The sequence below is a fragment of the Arthrobacter cupressi genome (assembly GCF_900099975.1).
Lineage (GTDB): Bacteria > Actinomycetota > Actinomycetes > Actinomycetales > Micrococcaceae > Arthrobacter > Arthrobacter cupressi.
In genome coordinates, this window is sequence record NZ_FNEI01000001.1 from 144,479 (window position 1) to 164,640 (window position 20,162).

General features: G+C 66.5%; 19 protein-coding genes and 1 riboswitch. Of the genes, 10 read left to right on the top strand and 9 right to left on the bottom strand.

Features of this window, described 5'->3' with window-relative positions; genetic code table 11:
- The 3 genes from BLP88_RS00645 to BLP88_RS00655 form a co-directional block, all read right to left on the bottom strand.
- On the bottom strand, positions 1 to 1,929 hold the full coding sequence (locus BLP88_RS00645) for a BCCT family transporter (protein ID WP_074586101.1): 1,929 nt from the start codon (positions 1,927 to 1,929) through the stop codon (positions 1 to 3).
- A gap of 469 nt (positions 1,930 to 2,398) precedes the next feature.
- Positions 2,399 to 3,808: a ferredoxin reductase gene (locus BLP88_RS00650; RefSeq protein WP_074586102.1), complete on the bottom strand. Its 1,410-nt coding sequence runs from the start codon at positions 3,806 to 3,808 to the stop codon at positions 2,399 to 2,401.
- Positions 3,805 to 5,109, bottom strand: coding sequence for an aromatic ring-hydroxylating oxygenase subunit alpha (locus tag BLP88_RS00655; protein ID WP_074586104.1), 1,305 nt, complete (start codon positions 5,107 to 5,109; stop codon positions 3,805 to 3,807). Before BLP88_RS00655 ends, BLP88_RS00650 begins: the two co-directional genes overlap by 4 nt.
- A 160-nt stretch (positions 5,110 to 5,269) precedes the next feature.
- On the opposite strand from BLP88_RS00655, the gene BLP88_RS00660 reads away from it, so the two are divergent.
- Entirely contained in the window at positions 5,270 to 6,217 is a 948-nt protein-coding gene (locus BLP88_RS00660) for a LysR family transcriptional regulator (protein ID WP_074586106.1), read from the top strand.
- A gap of 53 nt (positions 6,218 to 6,270) precedes the next feature.
- On the opposite strand, the gene BLP88_RS00665 is transcribed toward BLP88_RS00660, so the two are convergent.
- Entirely contained in the window at positions 6,271 to 7,080 is an 810-nt protein-coding gene (locus tag BLP88_RS00665; RefSeq protein ID WP_074586108.1) for an IclR family transcriptional regulator, read from the bottom strand.
- A gap of 114 nt (positions 7,081 to 7,194) precedes the next feature.
- Entirely contained in the window at positions 7,195 to 7,779 is a 585-nt protein-coding gene (locus BLP88_RS00670) for a GNAT family N-acetyltransferase (protein WP_074586109.1), read from the bottom strand.
- A gap of 189 nt (positions 7,780 to 7,968) precedes the next feature.
- Here BLP88_RS00670 and BLP88_RS00675 point away from each other — a divergent pair, with 189 nt between their 5' ends.
- Positions 7,969 to 8,544 (top strand): hypothetical protein, encoded by a 576-nt coding sequence (locus BLP88_RS00675; RefSeq protein ID WP_074586111.1) that lies wholly within the window; start codon positions 7,969 to 7,971, stop codon positions 8,542 to 8,544.
- Between the two features lie 117 nt (positions 8,545 to 8,661).
- Positions 8,662 to 8,847 carry a hypothetical protein gene (locus tag BLP88_RS00680; protein WP_139163255.1) on the top strand — a complete coding sequence of 62 codons (186 nt, stop codon included), beginning with the start codon at positions 8,662 to 8,664 and terminating at the stop codon, positions 8,845 to 8,847.
- A 24-nt stretch (positions 8,848 to 8,871) separates the two neighbouring features.
- Here the strand turns inward: BLP88_RS00680 and BLP88_RS00685 are convergent, their stop codons facing one another.
- The gene (locus tag BLP88_RS00685; protein ID WP_084110662.1) at positions 8,872 to 9,543 is read right to left on the bottom strand and encodes a GntR family transcriptional regulator; all 672 of its coding nucleotides are present in this window, start codon (positions 9,541 to 9,543) and stop codon (positions 8,872 to 8,874) included.
- A gap of 152 nt (positions 9,544 to 9,695) precedes the next feature.
- Here BLP88_RS00685 and glyA point away from each other — a divergent pair, with 152 nt between their 5' ends.
- The 6 genes from glyA to purU are packed head-to-tail and all read left to right on the top strand — an operon-like array spanning position 9,696 to position 17,085.
- Entirely contained in the window at positions 9,696 to 11,039 is a 1,344-nt protein-coding gene (glyA, locus tag BLP88_RS00690) for a serine hydroxymethyltransferase (protein WP_074586117.1), read from the top strand.
- Positions 11,036 to 12,268, top strand: coding sequence for a sarcosine oxidase subunit beta family protein (locus BLP88_RS00695; RefSeq protein WP_245679721.1), 1,233 nt, complete (start codon positions 11,036 to 11,038; stop codon positions 12,266 to 12,268). The genes glyA and BLP88_RS00695 overlap by 4 nt, the downstream gene beginning before the upstream one ends.
- Before the next feature lie 24 nt (positions 12,269 to 12,292).
- On the top strand, positions 12,293 to 12,613 hold the full coding sequence (locus BLP88_RS00700; protein WP_074586119.1) for a sarcosine oxidase subunit delta: 321 nt from the start codon (positions 12,293 to 12,295) through the stop codon (positions 12,611 to 12,613).
- Positions 12,610 to 15,555, top strand: coding sequence for a sarcosine oxidase subunit alpha family protein (locus BLP88_RS00705; protein WP_074586121.1), 2,946 nt, complete (start codon positions 12,610 to 12,612; stop codon positions 15,553 to 15,555). Before BLP88_RS00700 ends, BLP88_RS00705 begins: the two co-directional genes overlap by 4 nt.
- The gene (locus BLP88_RS00710) at positions 15,548 to 16,186 is read left to right on the top strand and encodes a sarcosine oxidase subunit gamma (protein ID WP_074586122.1); all 639 of its coding nucleotides are present in this window, start codon (positions 15,548 to 15,550) and stop codon (positions 16,184 to 16,186) included. Before BLP88_RS00705 ends, BLP88_RS00710 begins: the two co-directional genes overlap by 8 nt.
- Complete coding sequence (purU, locus tag BLP88_RS00715; protein ID WP_074586124.1) at positions 16,186 to 17,085, top strand: formyltetrahydrofolate deformylase; 900 nt, start codon at positions 16,186 to 16,188, stop codon at positions 17,083 to 17,085. The genes BLP88_RS00710 and purU overlap by 1 nt, the downstream gene beginning before the upstream one ends.
- 93 nt (positions 17,086 to 17,178) lie before the next feature.
- Here purU and BLP88_RS00720 read toward each other — a convergent pair whose 3' ends face one another.
- The gene (locus BLP88_RS00720) at positions 17,179 to 18,105 is read right to left on the bottom strand and encodes a matrixin family metalloprotease (protein ID WP_373366894.1); all 927 of its coding nucleotides are present in this window, start codon (positions 18,103 to 18,105) and stop codon (positions 17,179 to 17,181) included.
- A 40-nt stretch (positions 18,106 to 18,145) separates the two neighbouring features.
- Positions 18,146 to 19,339: a VIT1/CCC1 transporter family protein gene (locus tag BLP88_RS00725; RefSeq protein ID WP_084110663.1), complete on the bottom strand. Its 1,194-nt coding sequence runs from the start codon at positions 19,337 to 19,339 to the stop codon at positions 18,146 to 18,148.
- A gap of 246 nt (positions 19,340 to 19,585) precedes the next feature.
- On the opposite strand from BLP88_RS00725, the gene BLP88_RS00730 reads away from it, so the two are divergent.
- On the top strand, positions 19,586 to 19,732 hold the full coding sequence (locus BLP88_RS00730; protein ID WP_218872805.1) for a hypothetical protein: 147 nt from the start codon (positions 19,586 to 19,588) through the stop codon (positions 19,730 to 19,732).
- An 8-nt stretch (positions 19,733 to 19,740) separates the two neighbouring features.
- Here BLP88_RS00730 and BLP88_RS00735 read toward each other — a convergent pair whose 3' ends face one another.
- Complete coding sequence (locus tag BLP88_RS00735; protein WP_074586129.1) at positions 19,741 to 20,025, bottom strand: hypothetical protein; 285 nt, start codon at positions 20,023 to 20,025, stop codon at positions 19,741 to 19,743.
- Between the two features lie 15 nt (positions 20,026 to 20,040).
- A riboswitch (SAM riboswitch) is annotated at positions 20,041 to 20,160 on the bottom strand.
- Between the last annotated feature and the right edge of the window lie 2 nt (positions 20,161 to 20,162).

Below are 20,162 nucleotides of genomic sequence, written 5' to 3' on the forward strand. Positions count from 1 at the left end.
CTACTCCTGGTTCTTTACGGGGGCTTGGGTGTCAGCGGAGGAAGCCGGGCAGGGGCCGTCGTCCGAACAGCGCTGATCGCATTGATGCTTGGTGACGAGGTCGAACTGAACGCCGCCGTGCTGGTCCACGCCGCTGCGGATGGCGCGTTCCACCACTGTGTCGGCCAGTCGGCGGCGGAGGGAAAGCGGGTCCCGGCGCAGGTCGCGGGTCAGTGCGACGCAGAGCAGGAGCATCACGAGCACGAAGGGCAGGGCCGCGACGATGGTGATGCGCTGCAGGCCGGAGAGCGCTTCGGAAGGCTGGTCACCGCCGGCCAGGAGCATCACCGCGGCTACTGCGCCGGTGAGCGAGCCCCAGAAGATCACGACGGCCCGGCGGGGTTCCTCGGCACCGTTGGAGCTGAGGGATCCCATGACGATGGAGGCCGCGTCGGCACCGGTGATGAAGAAGATGGCGACGAGGACCATGGCGAGGACGATTACCGCGGAGATGGCCCAACCGGGCATCTGGAGGTTCTTGACCAGATCGAAAAGCGCGCCGTCGAAGTTGATGGTGGCGACGCCGTCGACCATTTTTGCGATGCCGTCGGCGGCGTCGGCCGTCTTGTCGGCTACCTGCTGGACGTGGAACGCGGTGCCGCCGAAGATGCCGAACCAGATCACGCTGACGAGGCTGGGCACCAGGAGCACGCCGGTGACGAACTGGCGGATGGTGCGGCCGCGGCTGATCCGGGCGATGAACAACCCGACGAAGGGCGTCCAGGAGACCCACCAGGCCCAGTAGAAGATGGTCCAGCCGGACATCCAGGCGCGCAGCGCTTCGTCGCCCACGGCTTCAGTGCGGGAGGACATGGCGGCCAGGTCGCGGATGTAGTCGCCCACGGCCGAGGGGATGAGGTTGAGGATGAACAGGGTGGGGCCGGCGACGAACACGATGAGTGCCAGGATGACGGCCAGGATCATGTTGATGTTGGACAGCCACTGGATGCCGCGGCTGATGCCGGACACTGCGGACGCAACGAAGCAGAAGGTCAGGACGGCCACGATCACCACGAGGACCGGGGTGCCGATTTGGCCGGCCCAGCCGTTGGAGGTGATGCCGCTGCCGATTTGCAGGGCGCCCAGGCCCAGGGAGGCGGCGGTGCCGAAAAGCGTGGCGAAGATGGCCAGGATGTTGATGAACTTGCCAACCGGGCCTTCGACGGCGCGTACGCCGAAGATCGAAGTGAACGCCACCGAGATGAGCTGGCGGCGGCCCAGGCGGTAGGTGCCGTAGGCCATGGCGATGCCGACCACGGCGTACATGGCCCAGGGGTGCAGGGTCCAGTGGAAGATCGAGGTTGCCATGGCCGTCTGGATGGCTTCGGGAGTGCGTCCGTCCACGGTCCCCGGCGGCGGCGAAATGTAGTGGTAGAGCGGCTCTGCCACCCCGTAGAACATAAGGCCGATGCCCATGCCGGCGGCGAACATCATGGCGATCCAGGACACGGTCCGGTATTCGGGCTTTTCACCGTCCTTGCCCAGCGGGATGTTGCCGAATTTGCCGAGTGCAAGCCAGAGGATGAACACCACGAAGAGGGACGCCAGGACCATGAACAGCCAACCGGTGTACTCCATGACCCAGCCGAGGACGTCCGTGGAGACCGTGGCCAGGCTGTCCCGGCCGAGGAATCCCCATGCGACGAAGGCCAGGGCGATGACGCCCGTGATGCCGAAGGTCACCTTGTCCAGGACAAGCTTGCGGTTGCGGCGTTCCGTCACCGCGCGTTCAGTCCTGCTCTGCCGAAGTTCCAGGAGGATCTGCTGGGTGTCCGCTGCCTCGTGTGCCTCGTGGGAGGAAGGAATAGTCTCCGGTGCAGGAACCAATTGGGGCTCCTCCGGTTCGACGGGGGGCTTGGCATCCGGGCGGATGTCGCTGTTCAAAGCCATGTCAAGTCCTTTGGTTTGGATTCATGGGCTGGCGTTACTCCGGCGTCCACAGGCCGGGCGGAAGGTTGGGGTCTTCCAGGTATTCAGTAAGCAGAATCAGCTCTGCCTTGATCTGTGCGTTTGTTCCGCAAAGATCAACACGTCTCGCAATATGCAACAGAGTGGCCCGAGTCACAGCCCTCTGTCAAGGCTTTTCCGAAGTCTTAAGTCCTATTTCACGCCTTTCCCGTTGCGTTTGACAGGAAGCGGGGTAACTCCTCCGGTGTTGCGCACTGCGCGTCCTGTTGCGTAAGAAGCGGCTTGGAGGGCCGGGAGTACGGAAAGTCCGTGAAAATGGGGCAGGCATGCTCTGTCGGACTGAGCGCAATTTGCGAAGTGCACTCAGGCCGCAAGAACATGCCTGCCGCCAATCACCGCCGAAGCCCGCCTCTCTGCCAGGTGGAAAGGGGCAGAGAGGCCGGAACGGGCGTCAGGCGTCGATGACGAGGTCCGTCTGCGCGGTGGAGCAGCAAGGCAGGAACTTGCCTGCAGAGATTTCCCGTGCGCGGATCCCGCCCTGGTGGTTCATGTCGACCTCACCCGAAAGCTTGACGACCTTGCACGAGCCGCACATGCCTTCCTTGCAGTTCGCACCGATCCTGACGCCTGCTCGCTGGGCCGCATCCAGGATGTGCTCACTGGGGTCGATCCGCACGTTGATGCCGGTGCGCAGGAAGGACATGGTGAGGCTGCCTGTCCCTACGGTGTTGAAGCTCGAGGCGTCAGGAGTGACGGCCTCAGGCTCCGCACCGCCGTCGGAGGCCTCGGACACCGGTGCGTCCGGGCCGACGGGCTCCAAGGGGAGGCCTGAGGCCGGCAGGGTCCCGTCGGCATCGTAGCCGGGCTCATAGAGTCCGAACGCGGCGGGCTGGCTCTCGAAGTAGTCCCCGGCGGATTCGGCGATCTCCTCCGCGATTTCTTCTGCGAGGTTTTCAGCCAGGGCGAGTTCCGCCTGGTACTCAAGGAGCGTCTGGCGGTCGCCCGAGAAGAATTCCATGTAGATGGAAGTGTCGTCGACGCCGACCTCCTTGAGGAGTTCGGTAGCGCCGTTCAGGTATCCCTCGGGGCCGCAGGCGTAGACCTGGCGGCCGTTGGCATCCGGGGCCACCTCGTTGAGCATGGCCGCCGACAGCCTTCCGCTGAGTCCTTCCCAGTCGTCGGGCCGGCCGCGGTCGCCCAAGGAGTAGAAGACCCTGAAGCGTGAATCCACGGAGGCGATGTGGGCCAGCTCCCGGTCGAAGGCAAAGCCTCCGGCCTCCGAGCCGTGGTAAAGCACCACGACATCCGCCAGCCCGGGCAGGGAGTGGATGGTCCGCACCATCGACATGATGGGAGTGATGCCGGCGCCGGCGGCGAGCAGGAGGTACCGGGCCCGGCGGTCGGCGTCGGGCAGGTGGAATGCTCCCACCGGTCCGAGCATCTCGAGCACGGTGCCGGGCCGGACGTTCTCGTGGACCCACGGCGAGACGAGGCCCGTGGGGTCGCTCTTGACGCTGATGCTGAAGGTCCACGGCTGCGTCGGCGAACTGGACAGCGAGTAGCTGCGGTCCACCGGGTCCTGGTCCTCGCCATTCACCGGGAAAGCGACGTTCACGTACTGGCCTGCACGGAACGCCAGCGGCGCGCCGTCGCTGCGGCGGAACACGAAGGTCATGATGCCGCCGGCCTCGGGAACGGTCTCGACGCATTCGGCCATGAACTCCTGGGGGTGCCAGGGGCCCAAGGCGTGGGCGGCGCGGGCGGGCACCTCGGTGCCGCCCATCACCCTGTTCCACGGCATCTCAAGACCGCGGATCCGCTGTGGTTCCAGGATTGCCGTTTCGGGGACGAGCTCAATCATGCCAAGTGCTCCTGCACGCGCTGCACGTACCAGTTGATGAAAGCTTCGACCTGGTATTCGCTCTTCATGTAGGGGCCGGGTTCATAAGCGGGGCTGGCGGCACCCTGCTGGCACAGTTCCACGAACGCCTTGTCCTGGATGTTCGTCTGCTTCCACACGTAGGTGAGCTTGTCCAGGTCGTAGTCAACGCCTTCCACGGCGTCGTCGGCTACCAGCCAGGTGGTCCGGACGAGGGTCTGGTGCTCGTTGATGGGGAAGACGCCGAAGGTGATGACGTGGTCGCCCATGAAGTGGAACCAGCTGTTGGGCTGGAGGTGCATCGAGCAACGGCCGAGGCGGAAGTCGCGCAGGTCGCCGAGCAGCTTCTTGGAGAGCCGGCGCCCATCGGCGGAGAATGATTCGCCATCTCCGTCGAGCGCTTCACGGGAGATGCGGATGCCCGCGACGCGGGTGTCGAGCTCCTCGACCACCTCGTAGGGAAGGCCGTAGCGGCGGCAGCGCTCCTCGAGGTCGGCCTGGGCCTGCTTGTTGCGGTCCCACACTTCCTCGAGGTGGGTGGGGATGAGGCCCTCGGTCAGGCCCCAGGTGGGGAAGAGGGAGCAGGCGAGTTCCGGGTGCCCGTCGCAGTGGTAGCACTCACGGTTGTTCTCCATGACGAGCTTCCAGTTGCCCTCTTCGATGATGTTCTGCTGGTAGGCGATCTTCGTCTTCGCCAGTTCGTGGGGTGCGAGGTAGGGCTCGAAGATCTTGGAGGTCTCGTCGAAGTCGGTGGGCGGTTCGTTCGCGATGCAGACGAAGATCAGGCCGGCGACTTCGCGGCCGTGGGCGCGCTTGAGCGCGAAGCAGTTCTTGTCGAACTTGGTCTCACCCGGTGCGGAGGCGTGGATCAGGTTGCCCTCGGGGGAGTAGGTCCAGGAGTGGTAGCCGCAGACCAGGTTTCCGGTGGAACCGGTGGCTTCGGTCAGGACGCGGGCACCGCGGTGGCGGCACACGTTGTGCAGGACGTTTACGCCGCCGTCGTCATTGCGCAGCACGATCAGGGAGTAGGGGCCGTAGTCGACGGTGACGTAGTCCCCCGGCTCGGGCAGTTCAGCGGTGCTGGCTGCGAAGATCCAGTGCTGGCCGAAAATGGCCTCCATGTCGAGGCTGAAGATGGTGGGATCCGTGTAGAACGGGGCATCGAGGGAGTAGCCGGTGCGCCGGAACTCAAACAACGCGGTGATTTCTGCCAGCTGCTCGGCAGGCAAAGTTGAGGCGAGCTTTCCGCGTGAATTCAGGGGCACGTTCACTGAAGCAGTCATGGGTTTCCTCCCGGGAGGCATGGGTAAATGGGTGTTGCGTGTCGATCACGGGCGTGTGGTGCAAGCGGCGTTCTCGAAGTCTTTGTACTGAATGAGATTAGGGTCACTTGCGCTGCAACAAAAGCGCAAGAATCTGAAGATAACCATGCAAAATAGTTGCATGATCGATGCGAGACTCATCACACTTCGGGTTTTTGCCCGCTGCGGCACGATAGGCGCAACTGCCGAGCTCACAGGTTACTCACCGTCCGCCGTCTCCGCGCAGCTGCGGGAGCTCCAGCGCGTGCTTGGAATGCAGCTGTTGACGAAAGACGGCCGCGGCGTGCGGCTGACCGCCACCGGCCGCTTCCTGGTGGCGGGTTCGGACCCCCTCATTGCCCAATGGGAGAGCCTGCGCGCCGCAGCCATGGAGGCCGGCGAACAGGTGCAGGCCCACTTTGGCATCGGCGGATTCTCCACTGCGGCCGCCCAACTGCTCGCGCCCCTTGCCGCCACCCTGCGCTCAACACGCCCCTTGCTGGAGGTTCAGGTTCTTGAGGCCGATCCGGCCCGCTGTTACGACTTGTTGATTGCGGAGCGAATCGATCTCGCGGTTATTGTCGCCATGCAGTCCGATGCTTATGGCGAGGACGATCCGCGGTTCGAACAGACCGTCCTGCTCGATGATCCCCTGGACGTGATCATTCCCGCGAACCATCCGCTGGCCTCGCGGACCTCAGTGACGCTAGAGGAGCTGGCATCCGAACCCTGGATCACGGAGTCCGCTGGTTCCACCTACCATTCGCTCTTCACCGCAGCCTTCACGGCAGTCGGGGTGACGCCGCGGATTGCCCATGAGGCCGTTGAATGGGAAACCCACATCGCCTTCGTAGGCGCGGGGCTGGGCGTCGGCCTGCTGCCGAGGCTGGCCCCCCTGCATGATGCCGAGAACGTGGTTCGGCTTCGTATCACCGGCAAGGGGAAACCGGTGCGCCGCATTGTCGCCGCGGTGCGCAGGGGCAGCATCGCTTCGCCCCTGATCCAGGAGTCGCTCGGCATCCTGCAGGCCAACGCCGACCGGATCCTCACCGCCCGGCTTGAAACCGCCCGGCTTGAAGGGGACCAGTAAGCGCCGCCAGTGTGGCGTCCCGGCGGTTTCTCCACCCTATGAACGCCGGAAGGTCAGCGGCGGGCGTAACCCATCCGCGCGCTGATCCTCAGCCCGGCCTCTTTCAACCCGTCCAGGACTCCCGGCTCCGTTTCCGGATCGAATCGGAAGGCGGGGCCGGAGATGCTGACGGCCCCGATGACGACGCCCACGTGGTTGTAGACCGGCACGGACATCGAGGTGAGCCCGATTTCGAATTCTTCCCTGACGACGCCGTAACCCTGGCGGGCGACGTCCAGCAATTCGGTTTCGAGGGTTTTCCTGTCCGTGATGGTGCGGGGCGTGCGCGCCGGCAGCCCGGTTTCCGCCAGAATCCGTGCGCGCTCGTCCGCGGGCAGCCCGGCGAGCAGGACTTTGCCGCTGCTGGTCGCGTGCAAGGGTGTCAGGCTGCCCACCCAGTCATAGGTGGCAAGCGTGGACGGGCCCATGGCCTGGTCCACGTTCACGGCGAAATTGGAACGCAGCACCGCCAGGTTGACGGTTTCCTTGAACTCTTCGGCCAGGGCTTCGAGCACCGGGCGTGCTTCCCGCACCAGGCTGAGCCGGCCCGGAATGGAGCTGGCCAGGCGCAGGATCCCGAAGCCGAGCTGGTACTTGCCGCGCTCGCTGTTCTGGTGGACCATGTCGCGGCTGACCAAGGAACCGAGGAGGCGGGACACCGTGGACTTGTGGATGCCCATTTCCTCGGCGATTTCGCTCACGCCGGCGTGGCCGTCCCGGGCCAGGATTTCCAGGACGGCAAGGGCCCGGTCCACGGACTGGACACCGCCATGCTGGCCGTTGTCTGACTCGGCATCGGGCTCGGGGTCAACTTTCGAAGCCATGCTCCACTCTCAGGTAGGTCTGCGGCCAGTGATCGCCACAGGGTTTGTCGTGCCCTTCACTTACTTCAACTTAGCCGATCCTTTGCGCGAACGTGTGACGCAGGTGACACTGAGTTAACCCGCCTGACACAAATCGAGCCGCATCAGCACCCGCGGGAACCCGTTGATCACCGACTCCGTATCCGCCGCCTTGCTGAACCCCGCGTCCTCAAAAAGCTTCCGGGTGCCGACATACGCCATGGTGAGGTCCACCTTCGCGCCGCCGTTGTCCACCGGATAGCCCTCGATGGCCGGGGCCCCGTTGTTGCGGGCGAACTCGACCGCGCCCTCCAGGAGCGCGTGCGATATGCCCTTGCCGCGGTGTCCCGGCCGCACCCGGATGCACCAGACGGACCACACCGGCAATTCATCCACGGACGGGATCTTCCTGCTCCGGGCAAAACTGGTGTCCGACCGCGGATGGACGGCCGCCCACCCGACCGGCTCGCCGCCGTCGTACGCCAAAACTCCTGGAGGAACCTCCTCCGTCAGCAGCTGCCTGACGAACTCGCCGCGCTGCCGGCCCTGCAGGGCCAGGTTCTGCTTGGCGGGGACGCGGTAACTCAGGCACCAGCACACGTTGGAGTCCAGGCTCTTCTTCGGTCCGACGAGCGTGCGGACATCCTCGAACTGCCTTGCCGGACGGATCTCAATGGCCATGTCGCTACTGTCCTCTCCTGCATCCGATCCTAGCGGCCGGCTGGTTTCACAGGTTGGAGGCCGCATTCACAGGCCAGTGACAGCTTCCGGAAAGGGGGCGCTGAAGTCAGGAGCCGATGGTGGAACGAGGGTGGCATCCCGCCCCCGCCCAACAAGCCGTTCGAAGCGGCGGAATGAGGAGACAGACACATGGCAAGTACAAAGAGAATCACGCTCGGCGTCGCTGCCGGTGCCCTCGCGCTGAGCGCCGGACTCGGCGTCACCGGTGTGGCGTCTGCGGCGACCACTCCCAGCCCCAGCGCCACGGAATCGGGTACGACGGCGGAGGGCGCCGCACCTGGTGACGGCACCGCTCCGGGCGGCTTCGGCCGCCATGGCGGCCATGGAGGCGACCGCGGACAGCTGGCCGCCGACCTGGCCAGCAAACTGGGCGTCGACGAGGCCAAGGTGACCGAGGCGATCCAGGCCTTCCGCGAAGCCAACAAGCCGTCGGCGCCGCCGACCGAGGGCTCCACGGAAACCCGGCCGGACCGAACCGCCATGGACGCGGCCCTCGCGAAGTCCCTGGCTGAGAAGCTCGGTATCGAGGAGGCCAAGGTCACCGCGGCATTGGCCGAAATCCGCAGCGAGGCCCAGGCGGAGCGGGCCGCCGCGCTGAAGTCAAGGCTGGACAAGGCCGTCAGCGAAGGAACGCTCACCCAGGCAGAGGCCGACGCCGTCACGAAGGCCGTGGAGAAAGGGGTGATCGGGGGAGGCGGCCGCTAATACACGGCCCACGGGCTAGTACACGGCACGCTGTCCGGCGGCCCCGGCCAAGCAATGGTCGGGGCCGCCGGCCTCGTCCGGGCCGTTCCGGATTGGTTCCCGCCGTGCCACACTTGGATGACAATCGAGTGGCTGGGGACGCGGGTGCCTGCGGGAATGGGTCAGGAGATTGCGGAGGGGAGGTGCCGGGGCATGATGGCCGGATGGGCTTACCTCTTGGGTGCGATCATGACGATTGACGCCCTTTTGCTGGGGCTGTTGCTGATGAACGTGAAGTGGCCCAAGCATTTGCGCAAGGATTGATGCCGGGCCTGGCTGACGCCGGGCCTACAGCACCTTGCGGACGGTTTCCTCGAAGCTTGTCACGTGGTGCAGGGCCAATGCGGCCGATTTCTCTTCGTCGCCGTCCGCGATGGCGTTGAGCAGGTCGACGTGCTCGGCGATGTGCCCGGTGACGGACGGCATCTTCTCGAGCATGTGGCACCAGATCCGGGTGGCCAGGTTGTCGTAGCGGATCAGTACGTCTTCCAGGTGCGGGTTGGCTGCGGCCTTGTAGATGAGCCGGTGGACCTGGATGTCGTAGCGCATGAGTTCGTGCTGTCCGGCTTTGCCGTCTTCCAGGTCGCCGATGGTGGTGGCGATGTCCCGCAGTTCCTGCCGGACCTTGGGTCCGGCCATACGGGCTGCCCGGCGCGCGGCCAGGGGCTCCAGGAGTTCGCGGATTTCCGAGACATCGGCCAGCTGGGTAATGTCCACGCCGGTGGCGAACGTGCCGCGCCGCGGGTAGGAAACCACCAGGTGGTCGCTCTCGAGGCGCTTGATTGCTTCGCGGACGGGAGTGCGTCCGATGCCGAGTTCGCCCGCGATCTGGCCGTCATTGATCGGATCGCCCGGCTTGATGTCCAGCATGATGAGCCGGTCCCGCAGGAGCAGGTAGGCGTTTTCGGCCAGGGATGCGCCCTGCGGGCCCGACTCCAGTGCTTCCAAAACTGTGCTCATTGCTCTCTCCACTTGCGGTCATTCAATCCTTGCGCAGAAGACTCGCGGTGGACTGTTGACGTTCCTGTGATTTACAACATACCATGAATGCAGTTCTGATATATCAGTTGCCTAACAGTTGGTGACTACGAAGAATCCGAAGGAGCTTGAGCATGGTTGAACCGCTGATCCGCCCGCTGGCCGAGGCTGACCCGGAAGTCGATCAGGCGATTGCGCAGGAGCTCATCCGGCAGCAGTCCACCCTGGAAATGATCGCCTCTGAAAACTTCGCTCCGACTGCCGTGATGCAGGCTCAGGGCTCGGTGCTGACCAACAAGTACGCCGAGGGCTACCCGGGCAAGCGCTACTACGGCGGCTGCGAGCACGTGGACGTCATCGAGCAGCTGGCCATCGACCGCCTGAAGTCCCTCTTCGGGGCCGAATACGCGAACGTTCAGCCGCACTCCGGCGCCCAGGCGAACGCCGCGGCAATGCACGCCCTGATCACGCCCGGCGACACCATCATGGGCCTCAACCTGGCCCACGGCGGCCACCTCACCCACGGCATGCGGATCAACTTCTCCGGCAAGCTCTACAACGTGGTCCCCTACAGCGTTCGCGAAGACACCCACACCATCGACATGGCTGAAGTCGAACGCCTCGCAGTCGAGAACAAGCCGCAGCTCATCGTCGCCGGCTGGTCCGCTTACTCCCGCCAGCTGGACTTCGCCGAGTTCCGCCGCATCGCGGACCTCGTGGGCGCCTACCTCATGGTGGACATGGCACACTTCGCCGGACTGGTAGCGGCAGGGCTGCACCCGAGCCCCGTGCCGCACGCCCACATCGTCACCAGCACCACGCACAAGACGCTGGGCGGCCCCCGTGGCGGCGTGATCCTGACCAACGACGCCGAGATCGCCAAGAAGGTCAACTCCGCAGTCTTCCCCGGCCAGCAGGGTGGCCCGCTGGAGCACGTGGTCGCTGCCAAGGCAGTCGCGTTCAAGTTCGCTTCCGAGCCTGAATTCAAGGAGCGCCAGGTCCGTGTCCTGGAAGGTGCCAAAATCCTGGCCCAGCGCTTCCTGCAGGACGACGTGGCCGAGGCCGGCATCTCCGTCGTCAGCGGCGGCACCGACGTCCACCTGGTCCTGGTGGACCTGCGCAACTCCGAACTGAATGGCCAGCAGGGCGAGGATGCCCTGCACCACATCGGCATCACCGTCAACCGCAACGCCGTCCCCTTCGACCCGCGCCCGCCGATGGTTTCCTCCGGCCTGCGGGTCGGCACCCCCGCCCTGGCCGCCCGCGGTTTCGGCGCCGCCGAGTTCACCGAGGTTGCTGACATCATCGCGACGGCGCTCATCGCCGCCGCCGGCGACGGCACCCTGGGTGAGGACACCGCCGTCGAACTCCGCGCCCGCGTCACCGCACTCGCCGAACAGTTCCCCCTGTACCCGCACCTCGGCACGGCCGGATCGGCCGCCGAACTCGAAGCAGAAATGATTGGAGCAGCCCAGTGAGCCAGGACCACGACCACCTGCACCTCCCGGAGCACCCGGACTTCCTCTGGCGCAACCCGGAGCCCAAGTCCTCCTACGACGCCGTCATCGTGGGCGGCGGCGGGCACGGCCTGGCCACCGCCTACTTCCTGGCCAAGAACCACGGCATGACCAACATCGCCGTCCTGGAAAAGGGCTGGCTGGCCGGCGGCAACATGGCCCGCAACACCACGATCATCCGCTCCAACTACCTCTGGGATGAGAGCGCCGCCATCTATGAGCACGCCCTCAAGCTCTGGGAAGTGCTGCCGGAAGAGCTCGAATACGACTTCCTGTTCAGCCAGCGCGGCGTGATGAACCTGGCCCACACCCTGGGCGACGTGCGTGAGAGCATGCGCCGCGTGGGCGCCAACAAGCTCAACGGTGTCGACGCCGAATGGCTGGACCCGCAGCAGGTCAAGGAACTCTGCCCCATCCTGAACGTCAGCGACAACATCCGCTACCCCGTCATGGGCGCCACCTACCAGCCCCGCGCCGGCATCGCCAAGCACGACCACGTAGCCTGGGCATTCGCCCGCAAGTGCGACGAGCTGGGCGTGGACATCATCCAGAACTGCGAAGTCACCGGCTTCCTCAAGGACGGCAACCGCGTGGTGGGCGTCAAGACCAACCGCGGCACCATCAACACCGAAAAGGTGGGTCTTGCAGCCGCCGGCCACAGCAGCGTGCTGGCCGAGATGGCAGGCTTCCGCCTCCCCATCCAGTCCCACCCGCTGCAGGCACTGGTCTCCGAACTGCACGAGCCGGTCCACCCCACGGTGGTCATGTCCAACCACGTGCACGTCTACGTCTCCCAGGCCCACAAGGGCGAACTGGTGATGGGTGCCGGCGTCGACTCCTACAACGGCTACGGCCAGCGCGGTTCCTTCCATGTGATCGAGGAACAGATGGCCGCCGCCGTCGAGCTCTTCCCGATCTTCGCCCGGGCCCACGTGCTGCGGACCTGGGGCGGAATCGTGGACACCACCATGGACGCCTCGCCGATCGTCGGCACCACCCCCGTGGAGAACATGTTCGTGAACTGCGGCTGGGGCACGGGCGGCTTCAAGGGCACCCCGGCAGCCGGGCTGACCTTCGCGCACACCATCGCCACCGGCGCGCCGCACAAGCTCAACGAACCGTTCTCGCTGGAACGCTTCGAGACCGGCGCCCTGATCGACGAACACGGCGCAGCCGCCGTCGCCCACTAACGGATCCACAGAAAGAAGCCGGAAATGCTCCTGATCTCCTGCCCCAACTGCGGGCCACGGGACGAAACCGAATTCCACTACGGCGGCCAGGCCCACGTGGCCTACCCCGAAGACCCGTACGCGCTGAACGACCGCGAATGGGCCGAGTACCTGTTCTACCGGGACAACACCAAGGGCGCCTACGCCGAACGCTGGGTCCACAGCACCGGTTGCCGCCAATGGTTCAACATGCTCCGTGACACCGTGAGCTACGAAATCCAGGCGATCTACCCCATGGGTACCCCAGCACCGGGCACCTCCGCCCAGGAAACCAACGCACAGGCCCCGGAAGGAGCAAGCAAGTGACGTCCCAGAACGCCCGCCTCGCCAACGGCGGCCGCATCGACCGCAGTATTTCCTGGCGCTTCACCGTGGACGGCCAGGAATACACCGGCCACCCGGGTGACACCCTCGCCTCGGCACTGCTCGCCAACGGCCGCGTCGCCGTCGGCAACTCCCTCTACGAGGACCGCCCGCGCGGCATCATGTCCGCCGGGGTCGAGGAATCCAACGCCCTGGTGAAGATCGCCGCCCGCTTCCCGGGCCACGTGGCCGAATCCATGCTCCCGGCCACCACCGTGTCCCTCGTGGACGGGCTGAAGGCCGAGCTCCTGAACGGCCTCGGCAAGCTCGACCCCAACGAGGACAAGGCCGAATACGACAAGAAGTACGTCCACACGGACGTGCTGGTGATCGGTGGTGGTGTCGCAGGACTCTCCGCCGCCCGTGAAGCCGTCCGCACCGGCGCCCGCGTGATCCTCATCGACGACCAGCCCGAACTCGGCGGCGCCCTGCTCTCGGGATCCACCGCCCCCGGCCTGGTCGAGGAAATCGAAGGCAAGCCGGCTCTGGAATGGGTGGCCGACGTCGAAGCCGAACTGGTGTCCGCCGCCGAATGCACGGTGCTGAACCGCACCACCGCTTTCGGCGCCTACGACTCCAACTACGTGATCGCCGCCCAGAACCGCACGGACCACCTCACCGTTCCCGCGGCCGACGGCGTCTCCCGCCAGCGCATCTGGCACATCCGCGCCGCCCAGGTGGTCCTGGCCCCCGGCGCCCACGAGCGCCCGCTGGTGTTCGAGAACAACGACCGCCCCGGCATCATGCTCGCCTCGGCCGTGCGCAGCTACCTGAACCGCTACGCCGTCGCCGCAGGCTCCCGCGTGGTCATCAGCACCACCAACGACTCCGCCTACGCCCTCGCCGCGGACCTGCAGGCCGCCGGCGTCAAGGTCGCCGCAGTCGTGGACGCCCGGCCCCAGCTGAGCGCCACCGCCGCGGCAACCGTGGAGCAGGGCATCCGCGTCCTGATCGGCAGCGCCGTCGCGGACACCACCGGCAACGGCGAAGGCGGCCGCGTGGACAGCGTCACCGTCCGCAGCATCAACGACGACGGCGAGCTCACCTCCGGCGTCGAGCAGTTCGCCTGCGACCTGCTGGCCGTCTCCGGCGGCTGGAGCCCCGTGGTCCACCTCCACAGCCAGCGCCAGGGCAAGCTGCGCTGGGACGAAGACCTGGCAGGCTTCGTGCCGAGCACCGTGGTCAAGGACCAGCAGGTGGTCGGTGCCGGCCGCGGCAGCTACGAACTGGCCGACTGCCTGGCCGAGGGCATCAGCGCCGGCGCAGCCGCAGCGATCGCCGCCGGCTTCAGCAGCAGCACCGTCCCCGCCGAAGCCAAGGCCCCTGTCGCCTCCGCACCGACCCGCCAGCTGTGGCTCATTCCGGGCCAGCAGGGCACCGCAGGGGAGTGGCACAACCACTTCGTGGACTTCCAGCGCGACCAGTCCGTGGCGGACGTCCTCCGTTCCACCGGCGCCGGCATGCGTTCGGTGGAACACGTCAAGCGCTACACTTCCATCAGCACCGCCAACGACCAGGGCAAGACCTCCGGCGTCAACGCGATCGGCGTCATCGCCGCAGCTTTGAAGGCCGAAGGCGCCGCCGCTGCGGGCATCGGTGAAATCGGCACCACCACCTACCGCGCACCGTTCACCCCGGTGGCCTTCGCGGCACTGGCCGGACGCCAGCGCGGCGAGCTGTTCGACCCGGCCCGCGTCACCTCCATCCACCCGTGGCACGTAGAGCACGGCGCCCTGTTCGAAGACGTCGGACAGTGGAAGCGCCCGTGGTACTACCCGCAGGCGGGCGAGGACATGGACACCGCCGTGCTGCGCGAATGCGCCGCCGTACGCGAGTCCGTGGGCTTCATGGACGCCACCACCCTCGGCAAGATCGAGATCCGGGGCAAGGATGCCGGCGAATTCCTCAACCGCGTCTACACCAACGCCTTCAAGAAGCTCGCCCCGGGTTCGGCCCGCTACGGTGTCATGTGCACCCCGGACGGCATGATCTTCGACGACGGCGTGACCCTGCGCCTGGACGAGGACCGCTTCTTCATGACGACCACCACCGGCGGCGCTGCCAAGGTGCTGGACTGGCTGGAAGAATGGCACCAGACCGAGTGGCCGGAACTGGACGTGGACTGCACCTCGGTGACCGAGCAGTGGAGCACCGTGGCAGTCGTCGGACCGAAGTCCCGCGCCGTGATCGCCAAGGTCGCCCCCGAGCTGGCTGTGGACGGCGGGCTGGACGCGGAGAACTTCCCGTTCATGACCTTCCGCGAAACCACCCTGGCCTCCGGTGTCCGGGCCCGCGTCTGCCGGATCTCCTTCTCCGGTGAACTGGCCTACGAAATCAACGTGCCGTCCTGGTACGGCCTGAACGTCTGGGAAGCAGTGGCCGCGGCCGGCGCCGAGTTCAACATCACCCCCTACGGCACCGAGACCATGCACGTGCTGCGCGCCGAGAAGGGCTACCCGATCGTCGGACAGGACACCGACGGCACGGTCACCCCGCAGGATGCAGGCATGGAGTGGATCGTCTCCAAGGCCAAGGACTTTATCGGCAAGCGCTCCTACAGCCGGGTGGACGCCCAGCGCGAGGACCGCAAGCACCTGGTCAGCGTGCTCCCGGTGGACGGCTCGCTCCGTCTGCCCGAAGGCACCCAGCTGGTGGAGAAGGGCATCGCAGTCAACCCCGCCTACGGCCCCGTCCCGATGGAAGGCTTCGTGACCTCGAGCTACCACAGCGCAGCACTCGGCCGTTCCTTCGGCCTGGCCCTGATCCGCAACGGCCGCAACCGCATCGGCGAGACCCTGGTGGCCGCCGTCGGAGATCAGCTCGTGGACGTGACGGTCGGCGAAACAGTACTTTTCGACCCTGAAGGGAACCGCAAAGATGGTTGAGACAGCAGCAGCAACCGCCAGCAACAACGGAGTCCGGGAGGCCCGCCGCAGCCCGGCCGCGCACCTCGCAGGGATCTTTGAGGCCGCTTCGCTTGCCGGCGTCGCGGAGATCAAGGAGATCCCGTTCCGGACCATGGCCGGTATCCGCGTCCAGCGGGCCAGCGAAGCCGGCGCCCGCATCGCCTCGGTGTCCGGCGGCCTGCCGGCCACCTGTGGCGAGGTCGCCGGGAACGGCGCCGTGTCCGTTCTGTGGCTCGGCCCGGCCGAGTTCCTGGTGATCGCCCCCGAAAACGCCCACGAGTCCCTGGGCGGGGACCTGCTCCCGGCCCTGACCGAGGCGCTCGGCGATGGCCAGGGCCAGGTGGTGGACCTTTCGGCGAACCGCACGGTCTTCGAACTCTCCGGCCTCCGGGCCCGCGACGTCCTGGAAAAGGGCTGCTCCCTGGACCTGCACCCGCGCTCCTTCAAGACCGGCACCGCCCTCGCCACCGAGATCGGCCACATCCCGGTGATCCTGTGGAAGCGCGGCGACGACACCTTCGAGGTGCTGCCCCGGGCGTCCTTCGCCGACTACCTGGGCCGCTGGCTGGTGGACGGCATGCGTGAATTCGCTTCGCCGGAGGTGCCGTGATGACCGCCCCCGCCACCGAGCGCGGCACCGGCTCCAGCGCCGAGACCACCGTTGAGCATGTCCTGACCCTGGACTGCGCGGAAACCCCGGGCATCGTCCACGCGGTCTCCGGCTTCCTGCTGGAGCACGGCTGCGACATCGTGGACAACAAGCAGTTCGGCTCCCGCGACGACGCGCACTTCTTCATGCGGGTGCACTTCTCCTCCACGGGGGACGACTCCACGCTGGACACCCTGCGGGAAGCCTTCGGGCCGATCGCGGAGAAGTTCGGGATGCGCTGGCAGCTGGAACGCCACGGGTCCAAGCGCCGGGTGCTGATCATGGTCTCCAAGTTCGGGCACTGCCTGAACGACCTGCTGTTCCGGGCCCGCGTGGGTGAACTGCCCATCGACATCGTCGGCGTCGTATCCAACCACACGGACCATCAGGGGCTTGCCGAATGGCACGGCATCCCGTTCTTCCACATTCCTGTCAACGCGGAGATCAAGCCGCAGGCCGAGGCCCGGCTGCTGGAGATCATCGACGAACTGGACGTGGAACTGGTGGTCCTGGCCCGCTACATGCAGGTGCTCAGTGACGACCTGGCCCGCAAGCTGGACGGCCGTGCCATCAACATCCACCACTCCTTCCTGCCGAGCTTCAAGGGCGCCAAGCCGTACCACCAGGCCTACGCCCGCGGCGTGAAGACGGTGGGTGCCACGGCGCACTACGTCAACGGGGAACTGGACGAAGGGCCGATCATCGCCCAGCAGGTCCAGGACGTGGACCACACCTATGGTCCGGAGGACCTCGTGGCCGTGGGCCGCGACTCCGAATGCAAGGCCCTTAGCAATGCGGTGCGCTGGCACTGCGAGGGCCGCGTGATCTTGCAGGGGAACCGGACGGTAGTCCTCAAGTAGGACCCGGATCCCCGCAACAAAGCCTGTTCACGGGAAGCAGGAAATGCCCGACGGCGGTTCGCACCGCCGTCGGGCATCTTGCGTTTAAGGCGCTTAGAGGTCGTCGCGGCAGGGGGCCGAGTGCAGCTTATAGAGCCCTGTGAGGTCCCCGGCGGCCAGGCCGTCCGGGGCGCCGATTTCCGGGTACATCAGCTGGACCGGATCGTCTACGTGGTCCAGGCCCACCACATGGCCCAGTTCGTGCTGCATGACCGCCGAGACGTAGTCCGCCCCACCGGGCAGGGCCAGGAGTTCGGTGATCTGCGGGGTGTCCAGGTCCAGCCGGCCCGAGACGTAGCTGCGCGGGCCGCCGCCGAAACTGTAGGCCGTGCTGCCGCCGGTGCCGATCACCTTCCCCGCCAGCGCCGGGGACGTTTCCGGCGTGGTCCAGGAAAGCAGCAGGGGCGCCCAGCGGTCGCCATACAACGCGGGCTGGTAGGCCTCACGTTTCTCCGAGGGTTTTTCCTTGGTGGTGCCGTCGTTGATGAACTTCAATCCCGTGGCGGCCGATATCTTCGCCACGGCATCCTCCAGCAGGCCTTCCGAGCCGGCCGGCGCGAGTTCGGCGTTGACCACATAGTGCACGGGACGGCAGGGGGAGTAGCCCACCGGGGTGCCGTCCGCGTTGGTGGCGAGGAATTTGTAGGAGCTGTTTTCCTCGGCCGGCTTCACGGGCGTGAGCAAGGGCTGCCCGGCCTCTTCCAGGCCCGGCGGCGGGGCGTCGTCATCCTGCTCCTTAGTGCCGCCCGGTGCCGCAGTACCCGCCGTTCCCGGTCGGGTGTTCGTTGCCGGGCTTTCCCGGGTGGCCCCCGGCAGCGCCGGGAACAGGGACGTGATGCGCGGATCGCCGCGCAGGAAGCCGCTGACCAGCAGCGCTACGACTGCCGCGATGGCCACCAGCAAGAGGTTGCGGAACAGGTGCATCCCGGTGCTGGGCCGCCGTGGCGGCCGCCCGCCGTCGGGCTCGAAATCCGGGTACATCCTGCTCCCTGTGTTGTAGACAAAGCGGCCGCGGTGCCGCCTAGCCTACGACAGTGCCGAAGAGCAGGCCCAGCCCGTAGGTCGCGGCGGCGGCGCCAAGGCCGATCGCCAGCTGCCGGAGGCCGCGTGTGAGGGGCGAGGTGCCGGAAAGCAGGCCGACGACGGCGCCCGTACCGAGGAGCGCGACGCCCACCAGAGTACCGGCCGTCACGAGCGCCGCGAAACCGCCCAGGCCGAAGATGAACGGCAGGATCGGCACGATGGCGCCGGACGCGAAGAAGCAGAAGCTGGACAACGCCGCGCCCCAGGCGGAACCGACGGCCTCGTGCTCATCCGGGGCCTGGTCTTCCTCCGGGTGCAGGGACAGCGAAGGATCGCAGTCGCAGGAATAGACGCCCATGCGTTCGGCGGCACGGTGCTCGGCCGCCTCATGGCTCATGCCCCGGGCCAGGTAGACCAGCACCAGCTCGTTGTGCTCGATGTCCAGGGACGGCGCAGCGGAGAGCGTGACCTGCGTGGGCCGGGTGGCCTTGAGCAGTTCCAACTGGGAACGCACCGAGACGTATTCGCCGGCACCCATGGATAGCGCGCCGGCCAGCAGGCCCGCAACGCCGCTGAAGAGCACCACAGTGGTGGGGACGCCAGTGGCCGCCATGCCCATGACCAGGGACAGGTTGCTGACCAGGCCGTCGTTCGCACCGAAGACGGCGGCGCGGAAGGAACCCGAAAGCCGGTTGCGCCCGCGGGTGGCCAGGCCCCGGACCACCTCTTCGTGGATCTGTTCGTCCGCGGCCATGGCGCGGGTTGCGGCGGGATCGGTGGCGTAGGGGGAGCGGCTCTCGGCCCGCTGGGCGAGGGCCAGGACGAACACCGAGCCGAAATGCCGGGCCAGGAAGCCGAGCATCCGGCTGCGCGTGGATGCCGCCCGTGGCATGCCGGCTTGCTCGCCCAGAAGGCGAAGCCAGTGGGCTTCGTGGCGGCCTTCGGCCTCGGCGAGGGAAAGCAGGATTTCGCGTTCTTCGCCGTCGCGGCGTTGCGCCAGTTCACGGTACACGGCCGCTTCGGCGCGTTCATCGGCCAAATACTGCCGCCACCGTTTGATGTCTGCGGGGGAAGGGGCTTCCCTGTGCGTTTGCACTGTGCCTTTTGGCGTTTGCACTGTACTTTTCGGCGTTCGCACTGTGGCTCCTGGGTAGCGGGGGCGGTCTTGATTCGACCCCTTGCAACCCCACATTAGCCCTAATTTTCGCGGTTTTTTGGCCGGTAATCCTCATCGTGGAGTTTCGGTACGCCTTAAATGCCCCGCCTTGGGGAGCACCTTGACCGCCGGCAGGGGCAGTGCTCAGATGGAGGAACAGGGGCCACGGATTGGGCGCGGCCGTGCAACCGGCCGGACCGACCCGCAGCCCGCGGCACATGAAGGGGAGGTTGCACCGTGGACAACACCGAAACACACGCCCGGCACCCTGATCGACCTACCGTGGAGTCGGATCCCGCCTACGACTACAGCGAGGACATCGCGGTGGATGAGGAATGGGACGAAGAGGACGACGCCATTGACGAAGAGGAACGGGTGGTTCCGCTCGACGTCGACGAACACCGTGAGGACGAGGGCGAAGAAGAATAGCCCCAACGTCACTCCAGAATGAAGGACAGTTCCTTGCCAGCGCGGTAGCCACGCGCAGCAACGGCGAGGAGCAGTTTCCGCTCGGCCGGGAGCCAGAGCGCGGGCCGGACCGCCCGGGACAGCGCCCGGGTGAGAAGCAGCGGCTCCGCACAGCGGTGGAGTTCCTGCCTGCCGGCCACGAATAGCAGCACCGTTCCGCTCGTGGCGTCGATACAGGGAATTACCGGCAAGGCCGTGGCGGGGGAGGTCCCAACGCGGATTGCGTCAACGTGGGTGGTGGCATCGAAGGGCATCGGCCTTCTCCTGGGGAGTTGCTCTTGCCTGGCCGGTTGTCTCTGGTCCGGTGCAGGCCGCTTCCTCATCCGAACCACCCGTGAACATGGGGTTGGCGCGTGGCCAGTCGGAGCTTGGCGCCACATCTCTTGAAGCT